Raw genomic sequence first — 19,666 nt, 5'->3', positions numbered from 1 at the left:
TCGGTGGTCACGAGGCGGGCCTGCGGTGCGAAGCGAAAAATGCCGCATAGTCTACCAGCCTCGTGGCCATTCGCCCTACGACTCCATGTGTTGTTCCGGACGACGGGCACGCCTTCCGTCCGTCGGCGCCAGCTGCAGGAAGATCGCCGCTGCCAGCATGGCCATTACACCGATGGTGACGAAGGTCAGCTGGAACGCGCCCAGGGTGGTTTCCACGCCTTCGGCGCTGCCTGCCGCAGTAAAGCCGCCCAACAGTGCGCCGGCGCAGGCCACACCCAGGCTCAGCGACAGTTGCGCGACCACCGACAGCAGGCTGTTACCGCTGCTGGCGCTGGCGTCGTCGAGATCGATTAGCGTCACTGTGTTCATCGCAGTGAACTGCATGGAGTTCACTGCGCCCAGGAGGCCAAGTTGCACCAACAGCAGCCAATAAGGGGTCTGCTCGTCCACCAGGCCCAGGCTTGCCAGCAGGATACCCAGCAGCAAGGTATTACAGGTGAGGATGATGCGATAGCCGAACCGTTCGATCAGCGGTCGGGCAATGGATTTGGCCAGCATGGCCGCCGCCGCCAGCGGGATCATGCTCATGCCAGCCTGGGCGGGTGAGTAGCCCAGCGCGACCTGCAGCAACAACGGCACCAGGAACGGCAGCGCGCCGCTGCCCAGGCGAGCGAACAGGTTGCCGAGGATGCCGATGGCGAAGGTACGCACGCGGAACAGGCTTGGCGAGAACAGCGGCTCCGGGTCGCGCCCGGCGCGCAGCCAGTACGCGGCCAGGCAGGCCATGCCGGCGAACAGCAGCAACATTACCCGCAAGTGCGGCAGGTGCAGCTCGCCCAGGCCTTCCATGGCAATGGTGATCAGTACCATCGCTGCGCCGAACAGCAGGAAACCAGGGCCGTCGAAGGTGGTGCGCTCGGCGCCGCGCAAGTCCGGGATGAACTTCCACACGGCAATGCAGCCAAGCAGGCCGACTGGCAGGTTGAGCAGGAAGATCCAGTGCCAGCTGAGGATTTCCACCAGCCAGCCACCGACCGTTGGACCCAGCAATGGCCCGAGCAGGCCGGGGATGGTGATGAAACTCATGATCCGCACCAGCTCGCTGCGTGGGTAGGCGCGCAGCACCACCAACCGCCCGACCGGCAGCATCAGCGCACCGCCCAGGCCCTGCACTACGCGGGCGAAGATCAGGAAGCCAAGGCTGTTGGCTGCTGCGCACAGCAGCGAGCCAAAGCTGAACAGCAAGATGGCGCTGAAGAAGATGCGCTTGGTGCCGAATCGGTCGGCGATCCAGCCTGAGGCAGGGATCAGCAGGGCCACGGTGAGCATGTAGGCAATGATCACACCCTGCATGCGCAAGGGGTCTTCGGCCAACGAGCGGGCCATGGCCGGCAGTGCAGTGTTGAGGATGGTGCCGTCCAGGGACTGCATGAAGAAAGCGATGGCCACCACCCAAGGGATCCAGCGGGCGGTGACGGGGTCCAGCGGGGTGCGTTCGGGCATGACTTCCTCGTTTGTCAGTGCCGGCCCTTTCGCGGCTAAAGCCGCTCCTACAAGGGTTACGCGTTCCTTGTAGGAGCGGCTTTAGCCGCGAAGGGGCCGGCAAGTCCAGTCACAATGTCAGGGTCAGGCCTTTGACCAGTGCCCCGGGCAAATGACTCGACCCGGTACTGCGCTGTCCATAAGTACTGGTCGACAGAATCATCTCGCGCTCCTGGGTCAGGTCCTCCAGCTGGCTGCCCAGCAAGCTGTACAGGCTGTCATCGAAGCGCATGGTACTCACCGGCCCCTGGATCTGCCCGTCTTCTACCCAGAAAGTGGCGAAGCGGGTCAGCCCTGTCATGCGCGCCGCTGGCAGGTCCGAGTAGTTCAGGTACCACAGGTTGCTGACGTACAGCCCGGTGCCTAGACGCTCAAGGATCTGCGCACTGGCCAGATTGCCCGGCGCCAGGCTGAGCGCACAGGGCGACTCGTAGCCGTCGGCGCCATTGGCCTGCAGCTCGAACTCGGCTGCACTGCGTGCACTGATCAACCGCTGCCGGGCCTCGCCTTGCTGGATCAGCGGCACATCCAGGCGCGGCGCACCTTCATCGGAAAATGCCGGGCTAAGCGAGCCGCTGACCTGCTCGGTTAGACTGACCAACGGGCTAAGCCGCGCATCGCCGTTGTACAGGCGCTGCAAGGCACTGTTGCCAGTCGCCAGGGCCTGCGCGGAAAAACCGCCCCAGCACAACATGCCGGCGATCTCGTCCATCGCTGCCGGCGCCAGGAAAGCGCGGTAGCTGCCTGGCTTGAGGGTCACCGCCGGGCGCCCAAGAAAGCCCAACTGCTCCCGCGCCTGGCGCAGGCGTGCGCTGAAGTCGTCGGCGTTCCACAGCTGACCGGCATAGTTGGCTTTCACCGCTTCGCCGTTTGGGTGGAACAAGCTCCAATCGAAGTTGAAGCTGTTGGCCTGGTGCCAGCCGAACGCGCCGTACGAGCTGGCGAAGCCCCGGCAGACTGGGCCAGCGGCGTATATACCGACCAGGTCCAGGTCACCGGCATTACGCTCCAGCAGTGTCAGCACTTCGTTCAGGTCTGGCAGCGCCTGCGCTTGCTGGCTATGGCTGTGCCAGGGGCTCTCGTCCAGGCGCAGATAAGGGTCGACGGCGAGTAGCGGCAGTGTCTGGCGCAGCTGCTCCAGGGCATCCGCCAGGCGCTGGCGATCCAGCTGCGCATCGCCACTCAAGGTCACTTGCTGTTCAGCCTGGCGGCCATCGTGGATCAGCCGCAATTGCACAGTGGCCTGGCTCACTTCGCCGGCCTGGCGCACCTTGGCATGGTTGAAACGCACGAACTGCGATTGCTCGGCACTGTAACCGAGGGTGAACTGCTCGCCCGCCTGAAGGGCGGTGCGCACCTCCCCGACCAGGGTTTCGAAAGCCTGTTTCATCACGCGTCTCCTCCGAATACATCGATCTGGCGGAACACACAGGCAGGCGAGGCGTGGCCGACCCGCACCACCTGATTGGGTTCGCCCTTGCCACAGTTGGGCGTGCCCAGCACCTGGAAGGTACTGTGGTCGCCAACCGCCGACAGGTTGCGCCAGAACTGCGCGGAGATGCCGCGGTAGTTGGGGTTCTTGACGATGCCCTTGAGCTCGCCACTTTCAATCAACTGGCCCCATTCGCAGCCGAACTGGAACTTGTTGCGCGCATCGTCGATGGACCAGGATCGGTTGGTACGCATCAGGATGCCGTGCTCGATGCCTCCGATCAGTTGCTCGAAAGACTGGTCGCCCGGCTCGATGTTGAGGTTGGCCATGCGGTCGATCGGCGCGCGGTTCCAGCCGCAGGCACGGCTGTTGGCCACGCCGTCCAGGCCAGAGCGGAACTGAGACAGCGCGCCACCCAGCGGGCGCAGCAGCAGGCCGTCGCGTATCAGGAACGCTTTGCTGGCCGGGGTGCCGTCGTCGTCATGACTGTAGCTGGCCAGCTCTTCGCCAATGGTCGGGTCGAAGGTCACGTTCAGCAGGCTGGAACCGTACTGCAGGTGGCCGAAGTCGCTGGCTTTGACGAAGCTGGTGCCGGCGTAGTTGCGCTCGTCACCGAGAATGCGGTCCATCTCCAGCGGATGGCCGATGGATTCGTGAATCTGCAGCATCATCTGGTCTGGCATCAACAGCAGGTCACGCGGGCCACTGGGGGTGTTCGGCGCCAACAGCAGTTGCAGCGCTTCGTCGGCCACCCGACTGGCCGCGCCGACCAGGCCGCAGCGCTCGATGATCTCGAAACCACCCTGTTGGCCGAAGTTGTCGCGGCCCAGGCTGCGGCTTTGGCTGTCCTGGCCGTCGCTGGCGGTCACCCCCAGGCCCGGGAACAGGAAGCGCTGGGCATGGCGCAGTTCGGCGCCGGCCGAGTTCAGGTAGGTTTGCTCGACCAGGCTCAGCCCCAGGCTGGCCTGCCAGTCCACCAAACGGCTGTCCTTGGGCACGCTGGCCGATTCGGTGGCGAGCAGGCCAAGGCAGTCGGCGAGGTTGGGCACGGGTTGGTCGAAGTTGGGCGAAACATGGTCGTGGCGTGCACTGGTCACGGCTTGTTCGCGCAGGTCCAGCAGGCTGTGCCGGGCGATTTGCCGCGCCAGCGCCTCGGCTTGCTCAAGGGCGCGCTGCAGGCCAGCCTGGGACAGGTCGGCGGTGGCAGCGTAGGCCTCCACGCCATTGACCCGCACGGTGAGCATGGCGCCCTCATCCTGGCTGAAGAAGGGCGGTTCGGCAACGTTGCGTCGCACCGAAAGCGCCTGGTGCGACTGTTTCACATGGCGCAGGGAAAACAACTCGGCCGTACTGCGCAGCGCAGCAAAGCGCTGGCGCAGCAGGGCGCTGGAATCGAACATGCGGATGCCTCCGTGTACACGGTGGCTCCCCCTAGAACCACCCGTCTTGCATGCCGAGGCAGGTATCGTCGTGTGCTTCGAGCAATGCCAGCTCATTATGGCAGCCCGGTACTTCCCAGGTCAGGAAATAACGCGCGGCCTGCAGCTTGCCCTGATAGAAGTCGCGATCGGCAGGGTGACCTTTCTGCAGGCCAAGCTCGGCGTGAATGGCCTGTTCCAGCCAGCGCCAGCCGATTACGCAGTGGCCGAAGGCCTTGAGGTACAAGGCCGAGTTCGCCAGGGCGCCCGCGACCTTCCCTTGGACCATGTCGCCTAGCAGGGCCAGTGTGACGCCCTGCAGGCGGTTGACCAGTTGCTCCAGCGGCTGGCGCAGTGGGTCGAGTTCAGGGTGGTGGCTTGCACGCTCGCCGGTTGTGGCGATCAGGCGGATCAGTTGCTTGAGCCCGGCACCTTGGTTCTGGGCCAGCTTGCGACCGAGCAAGTCGAGCGACTGGATGCCTTCTGTACCCTCGTGGATCGGGTTCAGGCGGTTGTCCCGGTAGTACTGCTCTACCGGGTATTCGCGGGTGTAGCCGTGACCACCGAGAACCTGGATTGCCAGTTCATTGGCCTTGAGGCAGAACGTCGAAGGCCAGGACTTGACGACCGGGGTCAGCAGGTCGAGCAGCGCCTGCGCTTGGTTGCGCGACGTTTCGTCGTTGGCGGTCTGGGTATCGTCGAACAGGCGCGCTGCGTACAGGCCCAAGTCGAAGGCGCCTTCTACATAAGCCTTTTGTGTCAGCAGCATTCGTTTCACATCGGTGTGCGCGATGATCGGTACTGCCGGGCTGAGCGGGTCTTTGCTGTCCGGCAGCCGGCCTTGCGGTCGCTGGCGGGCGTACTCCAGCGAATACAGGTAGCCGGCGTAACCGAGCATGACCGCCCCCATGCCAACGCCGATACGTGCTTCGTTCATCATCTGGAACATGCAGGCCAGGCCTTGGTGCGGCTGGCCGACCAGGTACCCGACGCACTGGCCATTGTCGCCGAAGTTCAGGGCTGTGGAGGTGGTGCCGCGCCAGCCCATTTTGTGGAACAGCCCAGCCAGCAGCACATCGTTGCGCGGGCCGCGGCTGCCGTCCGGGTTTACGTGGTACTTGGGCACGATGAACAGCGAGATGCCCTTGACCCCGGGCGGGGCGTCCGGGAGCTTGGCCAGCACCATGTGCACGATGTTTTCCGACAGTTCGTGGTCGCCGCCGGAAATGAAGATCTTGTTGCCTTTGAGCCGGTAGCTGCCGTCGCCTGCTGGTTCGGCGCGGGTGCGTATGTCGGCCAGCGACGAGCCGGCGTGGGGTTCGGTCAGCGCCATTGTGCCGAAGTAGCGGCCGTCGATCATCGGTTGCAGGAACAGGCGCTTCTGTTCATCGGAGCCGAAGCTCTCGATCAGGTTGGCCGCACCCATGGTCAGGAACGGGTAGGCCGTGGTGCCGGCGTTGGCGGCCTGGAAGTGGGCGAAGCAGGCTTGCGAGACCAGGCTGGGCAGCTGCATGCCGCCGACCTCGAAGTCCCGGTTGGCGTTGAGGAAGCCGGCTTCGAGGAAGGCATCGACGGCGGGCTTCACTTCGGGGATCAGCTCCGCGCGGCCGTCCACGTAGCGTGGCTCGTTTTCGTCGGCCTTGCGGTTGTGCGGGGCGAAATACTTTTCGGCGATGGTGCGGGCGGTCGTCAGTGCCGCATCGAAGGTTTCACGGCTGTGCTCGGCGAAGCGCGGGCGCTGGGTCAGGGCTTCGGCGTCGAGGACTTCGTAAAGCTCGAAGGCGAGGTTGCGGGGGCTGAGCAAGGTCTCGGGCATGGTGGCGGTCCTGAGGCGGGATGCTGCGAGTGTAGGAGCGTGGTGAGACTGGGGACAGGTTAATAGGTTTGCGTGATATGGGTTGAGAACGCCGGGAAGCCTGCCGGTTATTGGTGAAACCAGCGCAAGGTCAGGTCGTGTAATGCCTGCTCGGGACAATATAGAGACGTTTCCCACATTCCCGATCGGAAATGAACTGCTGCGGATCGAATGTCAGTTGGCCTTGAATGTGCGTTTTGGTGTTCACAAGGAAACGTTTCAGATGAGTGATGCCCATCACGCTGACTTGGCTGAGGCCAACGGCAACCAGGTTCCCTTCTTCGTAGTCTCGCCCATGAAATTTGGTGTAATGACTTTCTTTACCTTGGGCTTCTACTGGGTTTATTGCTTCTATCAAAGTTGGAGTCTGCATAGAGAGAAAACGGGAGAGCGCGTAAGTCCGCTCTGGCGAAGCGCTTTTGCAGTGTTCTTCATCTATCCATTATTGAGAAGGGCAAATGACCATATTCGCGACTCAGGTAAAACTTATCCGTGGTCCATCCTGGGGCTCACGCTGGGCTATTACGGTTTTTGCGTTGTCTGGGTGGCTGCCAGCGTCGTGTTGGAAGGCCAGCTGTGGCCGGCCTATTTTGCGGGCTTAGCCATTCAGGCAGCTTGGCTGATCATTCTGGTGTTCATGCAGAAGGGCATCAATTTCAGTGCGGGTGACAAAGAAGGGAAGGCCAACAGCCGGTTCACGCTGGCAAATTGGCTTTGGATGCTGTTGGGTATTGGGCTTATGGCAGCACAGTTGTTTGCTTTGATTGCGCTTTCACCAATGGTTTGAGCAACTTTTGGCCGGAGCTCTGTCTGAGGGGAGCTCCGGATAGTCCCCGATCCACCCCGCGTTTCCACTTTCCTTGAAGACAATACGATGTTGGGGTAGGAGCCTGCTGCAAGGCTTTTTTGATAAGTCTGTCTGGACGGGTCCTTTCGCGGGAAAACCCCACAGCGGCCTGTGTCCAACCCCCAATGTGTGTCCACCAGAGCGGGTTTACCCGCGAGTACGGTGGTGGCGGCAACGGTGAACGGCGGGGGGAGATTGGCCAGCAGGGCCGGCCCTTTCGCGGGTGAACCCGCTCCTACGACGGCCTCTATCCAACTGTCCGTCACCGTGGTAGGAGCGGGTTTACCCGCGAAAGGACCGGCCCAGGCAGCCGAGAATTTCCAGGGGATAAACGGTAACAACAGAAGACACCCAGTCAGCGTTGGCATGACCACGTTCTGGTGAGCACCTGTTAGTCCAGCCCCTGCTTCAGGACATGCACGCATAAAAAAGGAGAGCCGAGGCTCTCCTTCTTCTTCAACAACCCTCAGCCATTAGCCGATGGTCATCAGGCTGGCGTTACCACCCGCCGCTGCAGTGTTCACGCTCACCGCGCGCTCGATGACCAGGCGCTCCAGCGCAATCTGGTGATCACCGCTGGACAGCCCGTGCACCCCAACGATCGCCCCGGCACGCTTGGCCACCTGCTGGCATACGCCGCGCAGCTGGTCCGAGTCGCCATGGTGGATTACTGCGTCGAACGCCACTTCATCCTTGTTCCAGTCCGCGACCAGCTTCACCTTGGCCTGCAGCTCACGCGGCAGGCGGGCGCGCAGAGCCTTGCCCGGTTCACCGTCAACCCACACCGCCGAGCTGCCAACGGCCAGTACCGCGGCGAACTGCGCCAGCAGGTCGGTTTCGTTGTCTGCCAGGCACAGTACGTGCTCCCGCGGCAGAATGGTGTAGCTGTTGCGCTCGCCGGTCGGGCCTGGCAGCAGGCGAGCGATGCCGCTCTGCGACTGGCTGGCGAACTGGCTGCACAGCGCGGCCAGGTCGGCAAGCTGGTTGTTCTCGGCCCAGGCCTTCAGGCCGTGCAGCGGCTTGATCAGCTGTTCGTGCAGGGTGCGGTCTGGCTTGCCTTCGCCGTCCTGCTGCTGGAAGTGGCGGCCAATGGCGTCGGCCGGGCGGGTCGACAGCAAGCGGTAGAGGTACAGCGGGCCGCCGGCTTTCGGGCCGGTGCCAGACAGGCCTTCACCACCGAACGGCTGCACGCCCACCACTGCACCTACAATGTTGCGGTTGACGTACATGTTGCCGGCGTTGGCGGTTTCCACCACCTTGGCGATGGTCTCGTCGATACGGGTGTGCACGCCGAGGGTCAGGCCGTAGCCGGAGTTGTTGATCTGCTCGATCAGCTGGTCCAGATTGCGGCGGTTGTAGCGCACCACGTGCAGCACGGGGCCGAAGATTTCGCGCTTCAGCTCGTCGAAGCTGTCCAGCTCGATCAGGGTTGGCATGACGAAGGTGCCGCGCTTGATCTCGGCAGCATCGGCAATCGCGACCTGGTAGACCGGGCGGCCTTTCTCGCGCATGCCCTGGATGTGCTTCTCGATGCCGGCCTTGGCTTCGGCATCGATCACCGGGCCGATGTCCACGGCCAGGCGGTCCGGGCAGCCCAGGCGGCTTTCAGCCATGGCGCCCTTGAGCATTTCGATCACGCGGTCGGCGGAGTCTTCCTGCAGGCACAGCACGCGCAGGGCCGAGCAACGCTGGCCGGCACTGTCGAAGGCCGAGGACACCACGTCGATCACGACCTGTTCGGTCAGTGCCGAGGAGTCGACGATCATCGCGTTCTGGCCGCCTGTTTCGGCGATCAGCGGGATCGGCCGGCCCTGGTTGTCCAGGCGGCCAGCGACGTTGCGCTGCAGCAGGCGGGCCACTTCTGTGGAGCCGGTGAACATCACGCCTTTGACGCGCTCGTCTCCGACCAGGCCGGCGCCGACGGTTTCACCTCGGCCCGGCAGCAACTGCAGCACGCCTTCTGGGATGCCCGCTTCCAGCAGCAGGCGCACGGCCTGGGCGGCGATCAGCGGGGTTTGCTCGGCAGGCTTGGCCAGTACCGGGTTGCCGGCAGCCAGGGCTGCGGCCACCTGGCCGGTGAAGATCGCCAGCGGGAAGTTCCACGGGCTGATGCACACCACCGGGCCCAGTGGGCGGTGGGCGTCGTTGCTGAAGTCGTTACGTGCCTGCACCGCGTAGTAGCGCAGGAAGTCCACGGCTTCACGCACTTCGGCGATGGCGTTGGCGAAGGTCTTGCCGGCCTCGCGAATGAGCAGGCCCATCAGCGGCTGGATCTCGGCCTCCATCAGGTCGGCGGTGCGCTCCAGAATGGCAGCACGCTCGGCTGGCGGGGTGGCCTGCCAGATCGGCGCGGCGTTCAGTGCGCACTGGATGGCGTTGTCCACGTCGGCAACGGTGGCCTCCTGCACATGGCCGACTACGTCGCGGTGGTCTGCCGGGTTCAGCACCGGTGCGGCAGCGCTCTCGCTGGCGGCGCAGGCCAGCAGCGGGGCAGCCTTCCAGTCATTGTGAGCGGTGGCCAGCATGGCGCAGGACAGCGATGCCAGGCGGTGTTCGTTGGCCATGTCGATGCCGGCCGAGTTGGCTCGTTCAGTGCCATACAGATCGCGCGGCAGCGGGATGCGTGGGTGCGGCAGGCCGATACTGCCTTCCTGGGTACCCATGCGCTCGATGCTGGCCACCGGGTCGGCGACCAGTTCCTGGATGGAAATCGAGTGGTCGGCGATGCGGTTGACGAACGAGGTGTTGGCGCCGTTTTCCAGCAGGCGGCGCACCAGGTAGGCCAGCAGCGTTTCATGTGTGCCGACCGGTGCATACACGCGGCACGGGCGGTTCAGCTTGCCATCGGCAATCTTGCCGACCACTTGCTCGTACAGCGGCTCGCCCATGCCGTGCAGGCACTGGAACTCGTACTGGCCCGGGTAATAGTTCTGCCCGGCAATGTGGTAGATGGCCGACAGGGTGTGGGCGTTGTGGGTGGCGAACTGCGGGTAGATGGCTTCTGGTACGGCCAGCAGCTTGCGGGCGCATGCGACGTAGGACACGTCGGTGTACACCTTGCGGGTATAGACCGGGTAGCCTTCCAGGCCTTCGACCTGGGCACGCTTGATCTCGCTGTCCCAGTAGGCGCCTTTTACCAGGCGGATCATCAGGCGGTGGCGGCTGCGCTTGGCCAGATCGATGACGTAGTCGATCACGTACGGGCAGCGCTTCTGGTAGGCCTGGATAACGAAGCCGATGCCGTTCCAGCCAGCCAGGGATGGCTCGAAGCACAGGCGTTCGAGCAGGTCCAGCGAAAGCTCCAGGCGGTCGGCTTCTTCGGCGTCGATGTTAAGGCCGATGTCGTACTGCTTGGCCAGCAGGGTCAGCGACAGCAGGCGCGGGTACAGCTCTTCCATCACGCGCTCGTACTGGGCCCGGCTGTAGCGCGGGTGCAGTGCCGACAGCTTGATCGAGATGCCTGGGCCTTCATAGATACCACGGCCATGCGAGGCCTTGCCGATCGAGTGGATGGCCTGCTCGTAGGACGCCAGGTACTTCTGCGCGTCGTGTTCGGTCAGTGCGGCTTCGCCGAGCATGTCGTAGGAGTAACGGAAGCCTTTGGCCTCGAAACGGCTGGCGTTGGCCAGGGCTTCGGCAATGGTCTCGCCGGTGACGAACTGCTCACCCATCAGGCGCATGGCCATGTCGACGCCCTTGCGGATCATCGGTTCGCCGCTCTTGCCGATGATGCGGGTGAGCGAGGAGGTGAGGCCGGTTTCGTTATGGGTGCTGACCAGCTTGCCGGTCAGCAGCAGCCCCCAGGTGGCGGCGTTGACGAACAGTGACGGGCTGTTGCCCAGGTGCGGCTGCCAGTTGCCGGTACTGATCTTGTCGCGGATCAGGGCATCACGGGTACCTTTGTCGGGGATACGCAGCAGGGCTTCGGCAAGGCACATCAGCGCCACGCCTTCCTGGGATGACAGCGAGAACTCCTGCAGCAGGCCCTGGACAATACCGGCACGGCCGCCGGCGCTTTTCTGGTTGCGCAGTTTTTCGGCAATGCCTGCGGCCAGCTTGTTGGTGGCGTCGGCCAGCGGCGCGCTCAGGCGCGCCTGCTCCAGCAGCATTGGCACCACTTCCTGCTCGGGGCGGCGGTAGGCAGCGGTGATCGCCGAGCGCAGTACCGACTGCGGCAAGATGCTTTCGGCAAATTCGAGGAAGCACTGGTGGCTGTGATCGGCCTGGATTTCACCGGCATCGTCGGCCGGGTTGCTGGCATGACCGTTGAGTTCGGTCAGGGTGGCGCCACCCTCGAGCTTCTCCAGATAGTTGAAGATCGCTTGCTTGATCAACCAGTGCGGCGTGCGGTCAATGGACTGCGCAGCTGCTTTGAGTCGCTCACGGGTCGGGTCGTCGAGTTTGACCCCAAGGGTGGTAGTCGCCATTTCTTATCCTCGTTATTGCCACGGTTGTGGCCTAAGCTGGCGTCAAGAGTATCTGTAGGACAATTCAGGTGCAACCAGGTGCAACCCGAATTTTTCGTGTGAAAGGTGCAACTCGTCCGACAGCTATTCCCATACCCTGAAAAGGGGCGCTTTCGGTGCGATTTATTCTGAAAAAGCGGTTTTTTGCTCCCGAAAGGAGCAAGAAGTGGGCTTTGTCGGAAATTGCACGGGCAGGTGCAACTTGCAAAAGAAAAATGGTTGCACCTTCTTTGCGTTGTTGCATAGCATTCGCCGCCTGGGTGCAACCGCCAACGATGTGGTTGCGCATGATAAAAACAAACGCCAGGGCACACGCATGGGCAATCCACTAACGATCACCTTCGTGATCTACATCGCAGCAATGGTGCTGATCGGCTTCGCCGCCTATCGCGCTACCAACAACCTTTCCGATTACATTCTGGGTGGTCGCAGCCTCGGTAGCGTGGTTACCGCGCTGTCTGCCGGTGCCTCCGACATGAGTGGCTGGCTGCTGATGGGCCTGCCCGGTGCCATCTACTTTGCGGGCCTGTCCGAGGCCTGGATCGCCATCGGCCTGACAGTGGGTGCCTACCTGAACTGGCTGTTTGTGGCCGGCCGGCTGCGCGTGCAGACCGAACACAACGGTGACGCGCTGACCCTGCCGGACTACTTCTCCAGCCGTTTCGAAGACAATAGCGGGCTGCTGCGTATCATTTCCGCCATCGTCATCCTGGTGTTCTTCACCATCTACTGTGCCTCCGGCATCGTGGCCGGTGCCCGTCTGTTCGAGAGCACCTTCGGCATGTCGTACGAAACCGCTTTGTGGGCTGGTGCAGCGGCGACCATCGCCTATACCTTCGTTGGTGGCTTCCTGGCGGTGAGCTGGACCGATACCGTACAGGCGTCGTTGATGATCTTCGCGCTGATCCTGACCCCGGTAATCGTGCTGATCTCCACCGGTGGCTTCGACCAGACCTTCGCCGCTATCGAGGCGGTGAACCCGGCGAACTTCGACATGCTCAAGGGTGCCACCTTCATCGGCATCATCTCGCTGATGGGCTGGGGCCTGGGTTACTTCGGCCAGCCGCATATCCTGGCGCGCTTCATGGCCGCTGATTCGGTGAAGTCGATCGCCAAGGCGCGCCGCATTTCCATGACCTGGATGATCCTGTGCCTGGCGGGTACCTGTGCCGTTGGCTTCTTCGGCATTGCCTACTTCTCGGCCCATCCTGAACTGGCAGGCCCGGTTAGCGAGAACCACGAACGTGTGTTCATCGAGCTGGCCAAGATCCTGTTCAACCCATGGATTGCGGGTGTCCTGCTGTCGGCCATCCTGGCCGCAGTCATGAGTACCCTGAGCTGCCAGCTGCTGGTGTGCTCCAGCGCCCTGACCGAAGACTTCTACAAAGCCTTCCTGCGCAAGAATGCTTCGCAGGTCGAGCTGGTGTGGGTCGGCCGTCTGATGGTGCTGGCCGTGGCCCTGATCGCCATCGCCATGGCCGCCAATCCGGAAAACCGCGTGCTGGGCCTGGTGGCCTATGCCTGGGCTGGCTTCGGTGCCGCCTTCGGCCCGGTGGTGCTGATTTCGGTGCTGTGGAAAGGCATGACCCGTAACGGTGCGCTGGCCGGTATCGTGGTGGGTGCGCTGACGGTGATCCTGTGGAAGAACTTCGACACCCTCGGGTTGTACGAAATCATCCCGGGCTTCCTGTTCGCCAGCATCGCCATTGTTCTGGTGAGCAAGCTGGGCAGCCCTTCGCAGACGATGGTCAAGCGCTTCGAAGCGGCTGATGCGGCGTATCACGCCGACAAGTAACATCCGTTGAATTGGCGGCGCCTGCTTTGCGGGTGCCGCCAATCAGCAGCCAGGCCTGACTCCGCCTGCAAGGCAAGGTAAACTTGCCGCCTTCGCAGGAGTTGCCATGAACTATCGTCACGCCTTCCACGCCGGCAACCACGCCGACGTCCTCAAACACATCGTGCTGACCCGCCTCATCGCCCTGATGTCGCGCAAGGAGCAGCCGTTCGCCTATATCGATACCCACGCAGGGCTCGGTCTGTACGACCTGCAAGGCGACCAGGCAAGCCGTACCGGCGAGTACCTGGAAGGCGTAGCCCGCCTGTGGAATCGCGATGACCTGCCGGCCATGGCCGACGACTACCTGCGCATCATCAAGCGCCTGAATGCCGATGGCGAGCTGCGCTACTACCCGGGGTCGCCCGAACTGGCCCGTCGCCTGATGCGCCAGCAGGACCGCGCCCTGCTCAACGAGAAGCACCCCGAAGACGGGCCGCTCCTCAAAGAAAACATGAAAAAAGACCCGCGCGTGACCGTGCACCTGGGTGAAGGCTGGCATGTGCCCCGGGCCTTGCTGCCGGTGCAGGAAAAGCGCGCGATCATGCTGATCGACCCGCCGTTCGAGCAGGCCGATGAGCTCAAGCGCTGCACCACTGCCATGAAAGAGGCGATCGGCCGCATGCGCCAGACTGTTGCGGCCATCTGGTACCCGATCAAGGACCAGCGCTCGCTGACCCGCTATTACCAGGACCTGACCAGCACCGGCGCGCCGAAACTGTTGCGGGTTGAGCTGTATGTGCATCACCAGGACAGCCCGCAGGGGCTGAACGGCTCTGGCCTGGCCATCGCCAACCCGCCGTGGGGGCTGGAGGATGAACTTAAGGAGCTGCTGCCATGGCTGGCCAAAGAGCTGGCACAGACCGCCGGTAGTTACCGCATGGACTGGCTGATCGCCGAGTAAACCTGTAGGCGCGGGTTTACCCGCGAACACCGGCTACGCCGGTGCCATCCACCGCGTTGCCTGCTTCGCGGGTGAACCCGCTCCTACAAGGGGGCGGTGTGCCTCCAATGTTTGCGTTATAATCCCGCCCTTTAGCCGCCATCCGCCCACGAGGCCGCTGGCGCATTTTTACCGAATGAAGAGGCTAATCCCTTGGCATTGACGATTCTTGGCCTGTCCGGCGCCCTTAGCCATGACCCTTCCGCGGCCTTGTACATTGACGGCAAGCTGATTGCCGCCGCCGAAGAAGAGCGCTTCGTGCGTGACAAGCATGCGAAGAACCGCATGCCCTACGAGTCGGCGAAGTTCTGCCTGGAACAGGCAGGCATCAAGCCGTCCGACGTCGACGTGGTAGCCATCCCGTTCGCCCCGATCAGCCTGTTCGGCAAGGCGCGGTGGCACTATGCCAAGCGCTATTGGTACGCCCCGGATCGTGCACTCGATGCCATCCTGATGGGCAACCGTCGCTACAAGCGCTATCGCAAGAAGATCGTCTGGTGCCTGGAGCAACTGGGCTTCGACCCGAAAAAGGTCAAGATCGAGCCGGTCGAGCACCACCTGGCCCACGCTTCCAGTGCTTATCATTGCTCGGGTTTCAAGGAAAAAACCGCAATCCTCGGCATTGACGGCAAGGGCGAGTACGCCACCACCTTCTTTGGTTACGGCGAAAACGGCAAGATCCACAAGATCAAGGAATTCTTCGACCCGGACTCGCTGGGTGGCCTTTACGGTGCCATCACCGAGTTCCTGGGCTTCGAAATGCTCGATGGCGAGTTCAAGGTCATGGGCATGGCGCCGTATGGCGACGCCAGCAAGTATGATTTCTCGCGTCTGGCCAGCTTCGAAAACGGCGAGTTGGTGATCAACACCGAGTACGCCAACGTTATCGGCCTGCGCCGCTATAAAGAGAAGGGCAAGGGCTTCTACTTCTCGCCAAAGCTGATCGAATGGCTGGGCCCCAAGCGCGAAGGCGACATCGCCGACGAGCCGTACATCCATTACGCCGCCAGCATGCAGGCGCTGTTCGAGAAACTGGCGCTGCAGATGATCGACCATTACCTGGGCGACACCCTGCGTGAAACCGGCAAGCTGGCCTTCGCCGGCGGCTGTGCGCTGAACGTCAAGCTCAACCAGAAGATCATCGCCCGTCCGGACGTGAAAGAGCTGTTCGTCCAGCCGGCCTCCGGTGACGCCGGGACTGCCGTTGGCGCCGCCGCCTATGTTTCCCACGCCCGTGGCGTTCCGGTCGAGAAGATGGAGCACGTCTACCTCGGCCCGTCGTACTCCAACGAGGACGTGATCGCCGCCTGCGCCCGTCACCCGAACCAGCCAAAGTGGCGCAAACTCGAGAACATGCCGCAGCAGATCGCCCAGATCATGGTCGATGGCAACCCGGTAGCCTGGTTCCAGGGCCGTATGGAGTTCGGGCCGCGTGCCCTGGGTGGCCGATCGATCATCGGTTGCCCAAGCGTGGAAGGCGTGGCTGACCGCATCAACCACCAGATCAAGTTCCGTGAACGCTGGAGACCTTTCTGCCCGTCGATGCTCGACACTGTCGCCCCGCAGATGATCAAGGTCGACCATCCCGCGCCGTTCATGACCTTCACCTTCGAAGTCGCTGAAGAGTGGAAGACCCGCGTGCCGGAAGTGGTGCATGAGGACGGCACTTCGCGTGCCCAGGTGCTCAAGCGCGAGTACAACCCGCGTTACTACGACATGATGAAGGCGCTGGAAGACCTGACTGGCAACGGTGTGTCGCTGAACACCTCGCTGAACCGTCGTGGTGAACCGATGATCTGCTCGCCGACGGATGCCCTGAACATGTTCTTCGGCTCGGACCTGCAGTACCTGATCATGGAAGACATCCTGGTTGTGAAGGACGGCGCGGCCCCGTATGACCAGCCGCTCTGAACCGCGCATCCTGCAGTTCTGCCATGGCTATGACGGGCCGTTCCTGGACTGCGCCCGTCAGTACGCCAGCCTGTTTCAGGGGCGTGGGTACCAGGTGACCACGGTGTTCCTCACTGGCGCCGCCGATGCGCAGGTGGCGGCTGGCTGTGCGTCGGACGAGGTGCTGTTCCTTGAGTTCAGTTCCAAGGCCGTGCGTGGCCTGAAACTCGGCGCCATCCGTGCATTGCGGCGCATTGCGGCCGAGCGCAATTTCGCTTTCTGCATCGCCCACCGCTTCAAGCCGATCTACGTTGCCCTGCTTGGGACCGGCCTGCCGGTGATTGGTGTGCACCATGCCTTTGGCGACTACCAGCGCAAAGGCCGCCGCCTGTTCGCGAACCTGTTCAGCAAGCGTCTGAGCCTGTTGGGTGTTTCGGACGCGGTACGTGACGATATGCGCCGTTGCTTGCCGCAGTGGCCGGCCGAACGCATCCAGACCCTGTACAACCGCATCGACATCGACGCCCTGCAAGCAGCCCTGGTGCCGCGCACTGACGCACGCCAGGCCTTGGGCCTGGATCCCCAGGCGTGGATCGTCGGCAATGTCGGGCGCCTGCACCCGGACAAGGACCAGGCCACCCTGTTGCGCGGTTTTGCCCAGGCACTGCCGGGGCTGCCGGCTGGCGCCCGCCTGGCAATTCTCGGCAAGGGGCGTCTGGAGGCGAGGCTCAAGGCGTTGGCTGCCGAGCTTGGCATTGCCGGGCAAGTCGACTTTCTTGGCCAGATACCGGATGCGCGCCGTTACTTCCAGGCGTTCGACGTGTTCGCTTTGAGTTCCGATCACGAGCCGTTCGGCATGGTCCTGCTCGAAGCGATGGTTGCCGGTGTGCCGGTGTTGGCCACGGCCTGTGGCGGAGCCCGCGAAGTGGTCGAGGGCGTTGGCGTGCTGTTCCCGCTGGGCGACGCCGCGCAGTTGGCCCAGGGCCTGCAGCACATGGCCGTACTGGATGCTGGGCAGCGCCAGGCCTGTGCCAGGCACATGCTGCAACGCCTGGGTGAGCGTTTCTCTGACCAGGCGGTGCGCGAGGCCTTCTGGCAACTCCCACAGGTGCGCGCGTTGGTGGGGCAGGCCTGATGCTCAATCGTATCCAGGCCTTCCGCGAACGCGGTTGGCAAGCTATCGATGCCAAGGCTTATGCCCAGGCGTGGGCGCGCTTTGGCGGCAGTGTCGCCACCCATCCGCTGGTTGTCGAGCAACTGGCGGACTTGGCACAGATCCCGGTGCGTTACCTGGGCTGGCACCAGGCTGGCGAGCTGAAAGCCGCCATCCCGGCCTGGGGGCGTCACCTGGCGCTGTCCAAGGACGTGCTGAAGCGTACTGGCAAGAAGGCCCTGTTCGACCTCGGTAATGCCGAGATCATTCTGCCGGCGGCGTCTGATGCCGCTGCGCCGTTGCGCCATACAATGCGTTACCTGTCCGAACTGAACCAGGGCCGCTTCAGCGGCCTCAAGGCGCAGAAGGAGCAGTTGGCCATGGCCCGGGCGCCTGAAGACCTGTCGAAGAAGTTCCGCTACAACCAGCGCCGTGAACTGCGCCTGCTGGAAGAGGCGGGTGGTGTGGTACGCCCGATCAGCGACTTCAGTGCTCAGGAAATCGCCAGCATGTACTGCGACCTGTTCCTGCGCCGCTGGGGGTTTCCGGCCACCGGTGCCGAGCGTATGGCCGATGTGCTGGAGCGCCTGCGTGAGCTGCTGATCGGCTCGGTGTTGCTGCTGGACGGTAAGCCGATTGCCATCCAGCTGGTGTACCGCGTAGAAGCGCCGGAGTGGATCAGCGTCGAGTACATCAATGGCGGCGTCGACCCTGAAACCAAGGCCTTCAGCCCAGGCAGCGTGCTGAGCTTCCTCAATACCCAGGCCGCCTGGGAAGACGCCCGGTCGCGCAACAAGCCGCTGCGGTTCTCGTTCGGCCGTGCTGATCGTGAGTACAAGGACCGCTGGTGCAACCCTGTGCCGGTGTATCAAGCGTGAGCCGCAAGCAGCAGTTGCTCAAGCGCCACCGGCGCAACAAACGCCTGGGGCTGCTGGCGGGCCTGGTTGCGCTGGTCGCCCTCGGTGTTTTCAGCTGGTGGTGGCTGCCACTGCTTCTGTTGCCGCTGCTTTGGGCTGCCCATGAGGCCTGGTTTGCCGACCACCTGTTCTATGCACCGGGTGAGGACTATGCCTACGACTTCGGCGATCAGGTGCAGCAGGTTCCTGCCAGCCTGCACGATGGCTGGCTCAAGGCTGATTGCACGTTGCAGGGCGACGAAACCCTGGTGCTTGAACTGCGGCTAAAAAGCAGCTGGTTGGGCCGCTTTCTCGATCCTCGGGTCGAGCTGCTGGCTGGCGAAAAGGCCGATCGGCAAGCGTTCGAGCGTGGCGTTGATGGCGTGCGCTTCCTTAACCTGACGGGTCTTGCTGCGCCACTGCAGGCCGGTACGTTGCGACTGCGCGGCCGGCATTGCCGGCTGCAGGGCCAGTTGCGTCTGTGGATAACCCCCTCGGTCGAGCTGCAGCAGCGCCGGGTGATGGTGATCGCGCCACATGCCGACGACGCCGAGTTGGCCGCGTATGGGTTGTACAGCCAGGCCGACGAAAGCTGGGTGGTGACCCTGACCGCCGGTGAGATAGAGGCCGAGCACTACCAGCAGATGGGCCTGGCAAAGGCCGAGGCCGCGCGCCTGAAGGGGCGCCTGCGTGCCTGGGACAGCATCGTGGTGCCGCGTTGGGCCGGCGTGCCGGAGTCGCGTTGCATACAGCTGGGCTACTTTTGCCTGCAGCTGCCTGCCATGCAGGCAGCACCCGACCAGCCGGCCGCCTCACGTGAAGCCGACCTGGCCGATATCCGCGTGTTCCGCCAGTTCAACCCGTTCCCGTTACCGGGCGACCGTGATGGCGCACCCACCTGGCACAACCTGCTGGCCGACCTGCGAGCCTTGCTGGAGCTGGCCAAACCAGAGGTGCTGGTGATGCCGCACCCGCAGCTAGACCCCCATCCGGACCATATCTGCGCTCAGGCGGCGGTATTGGAAGCCTTGCAAGGCATGACCTGGCAGCCACAAACCTTGCTGTGCTACGCCAACCACCTGCACGATAACGACCGCTGGCCGATGGGCGACAGTGGCGATGGCGTGGCTTTACCGCCGCAATTGAGCGCTGCCCAGGCCTGGGCACCCTGCAGCCTGGTACTGGACTGCGCGACTCAGCGCGATAAGGCGATGGCCCTGGGCATGATGCACGACCTGCAGCCGCCGGCACCGTTCAAGCGCCGCCTGCGCCGTCTGCTGCAACGCTGGCTTGCCGGGCGACAGCCATCGCCTTATGGGGAGAACGAATTCTTCCGCAAGGCCGTGCGCCGACACGAACTGTTCTGGCGGCGTGACCTGTAAGCACGCCC

Annotated in this window: 13 protein-coding genes; 7 read left to right on the top strand and 6 right to left on the bottom strand. The window is 63.3% G+C overall.

The window, feature by feature from the left end; all coding sequences use genetic code 11:
• Positions 1 to 75: 75 nt before the first annotated feature.
• The 4 genes from mdtD to ACF8FG_RS07850 all read right to left on the bottom strand — a co-directional run bounded on the left by mdtD (position 76) and on the right by ACF8FG_RS07850 (position 6,208).
• Positions 76 to 1,503, bottom strand: coding sequence for a multidrug transporter subunit MdtD (gene mdtD / locus ACF8FG_RS07865; protein WP_014592628.1), 1,428 nt, complete (start codon positions 1,501 to 1,503; stop codon positions 76 to 78).
• Positions 1,504 to 1,612: 109 nt separating this feature from the next.
• On the bottom strand, positions 1,613 to 2,932 hold the full coding sequence (locus tag ACF8FG_RS07860; RefSeq protein WP_318078821.1) for a TldD/PmbA family protein: 1,320 nt from the start codon (positions 2,930 to 2,932) through the stop codon (positions 1,613 to 1,615).
• Positions 2,932 to 4,374 carry a TldD/PmbA family protein gene (locus tag ACF8FG_RS07855; protein ID WP_014592626.1) on the bottom strand — a complete coding sequence of 481 codons (1,443 nt, stop codon included), beginning with the start codon at positions 4,372 to 4,374 and terminating at the stop codon, positions 2,932 to 2,934. The genes ACF8FG_RS07860 and ACF8FG_RS07855 overlap by 1 nt, the downstream gene beginning before the upstream one ends.
• A gap of 31 nt (positions 4,375 to 4,405) precedes the next feature.
• Complete coding sequence (locus tag ACF8FG_RS07850) at positions 4,406 to 6,208, bottom strand: acyl-CoA dehydrogenase (RefSeq protein WP_318078822.1); 1,803 nt, start codon at positions 6,206 to 6,208, stop codon at positions 4,406 to 4,408.
• 142 nt (positions 6,209 to 6,350) lie between these two features.
• Here ACF8FG_RS07850 and ACF8FG_RS07845 point away from each other — a divergent pair, with 142 nt between their 5' ends.
• On the top strand, positions 6,351 to 7,034 hold the full coding sequence (locus ACF8FG_RS07845; RefSeq protein WP_019437554.1) for a hypothetical protein: 684 nt from the start codon (positions 6,351 to 6,353) through the stop codon (positions 7,032 to 7,034).
• A gap of 533 nt (positions 7,035 to 7,567) precedes the next feature.
• Here the strand turns inward: ACF8FG_RS07845 and putA are convergent.
• Both putA and ACF8FG_RS07835 read right to left on the bottom strand, forming a co-directional pair.
• Entirely contained in the window at positions 7,568 to 11,521 is a 3,954-nt protein-coding gene (gene putA / locus ACF8FG_RS07840; RefSeq protein ID WP_019437555.1) for a trifunctional transcriptional regulator/proline dehydrogenase/L-glutamate gamma-semialdehyde dehydrogenase, read from the bottom strand.
• A 64-nt stretch (positions 11,522 to 11,585) separates the two neighbouring features.
• Positions 11,586 to 11,804 (bottom strand): hypothetical protein, encoded by a 219-nt coding sequence (locus ACF8FG_RS07835; protein ID WP_134697803.1) that lies wholly within the window; start codon positions 11,802 to 11,804, stop codon positions 11,586 to 11,588.
• A 72-nt stretch (positions 11,805 to 11,876) separates the two neighbouring features.
• Here ACF8FG_RS07835 and putP point away from each other — a divergent pair, with 72 nt between their 5' ends.
• From putP to ACF8FG_RS07805, 6 genes are all read left to right on the top strand, one after another.
• A complete protein-coding gene (putP, locus tag ACF8FG_RS07830; RefSeq protein ID WP_041167205.1) occupies positions 11,877 to 13,355 on the top strand; it encodes a sodium/proline symporter PutP in 1,479 nt (492 codons plus the stop codon).
• A gap of 106 nt (positions 13,356 to 13,461) precedes the next feature.
• Positions 13,462 to 14,298, top strand: coding sequence for a 23S rRNA (adenine(2030)-N(6))-methyltransferase RlmJ (locus ACF8FG_RS07825; protein ID WP_010955521.1), 837 nt, complete (start codon positions 13,462 to 13,464; stop codon positions 14,296 to 14,298).
• 192 nt (positions 14,299 to 14,490) lie between these two features.
• A complete protein-coding gene (locus ACF8FG_RS07820; RefSeq protein ID WP_003249431.1) occupies positions 14,491 to 16,248 on the top strand; it encodes a carbamoyltransferase in 1,758 nt (585 codons plus the stop codon).
• Positions 16,232 to 17,362: a glycosyltransferase gene (locus ACF8FG_RS07815; RefSeq protein ID WP_076402327.1), complete on the top strand. Its 1,131-nt coding sequence runs from the start codon at positions 16,232 to 16,234 to the stop codon at positions 17,360 to 17,362. Before ACF8FG_RS07820 ends, ACF8FG_RS07815 begins: the two co-directional genes overlap by 17 nt.
• Positions 17,362 to 18,258 (top strand): antimicrobial resistance protein Mig-14, encoded by an 897-nt coding sequence (locus ACF8FG_RS07810; RefSeq protein WP_014592620.1) that lies wholly within the window; start codon positions 17,362 to 17,364, stop codon positions 18,256 to 18,258. Before ACF8FG_RS07815 ends, ACF8FG_RS07810 begins: the two co-directional genes overlap by 1 nt.
• On the top strand, positions 18,255 to 19,658 hold the full coding sequence (locus tag ACF8FG_RS07805; protein ID WP_070384415.1) for a PIG-L deacetylase family protein: 1,404 nt from the start codon (positions 18,255 to 18,257) through the stop codon (positions 19,656 to 19,658). The genes ACF8FG_RS07810 and ACF8FG_RS07805 overlap by 4 nt, the downstream gene beginning before the upstream one ends.
• Positions 19,659 to 19,666 lie beyond the last annotated feature (8 nt).

This window comes from Pseudomonas sp. YQ_6 (assembly GCF_043103245.1).
GTDB lineage: Bacteria > Pseudomonadota > Gammaproteobacteria > Pseudomonadales > Pseudomonadaceae > Aquipseudomonas > Aquipseudomonas alloputida.
Note: the sequence above shows the minus strand (reverse complement) of the source record. Positions and strands in the feature narration are given on the sequence as shown.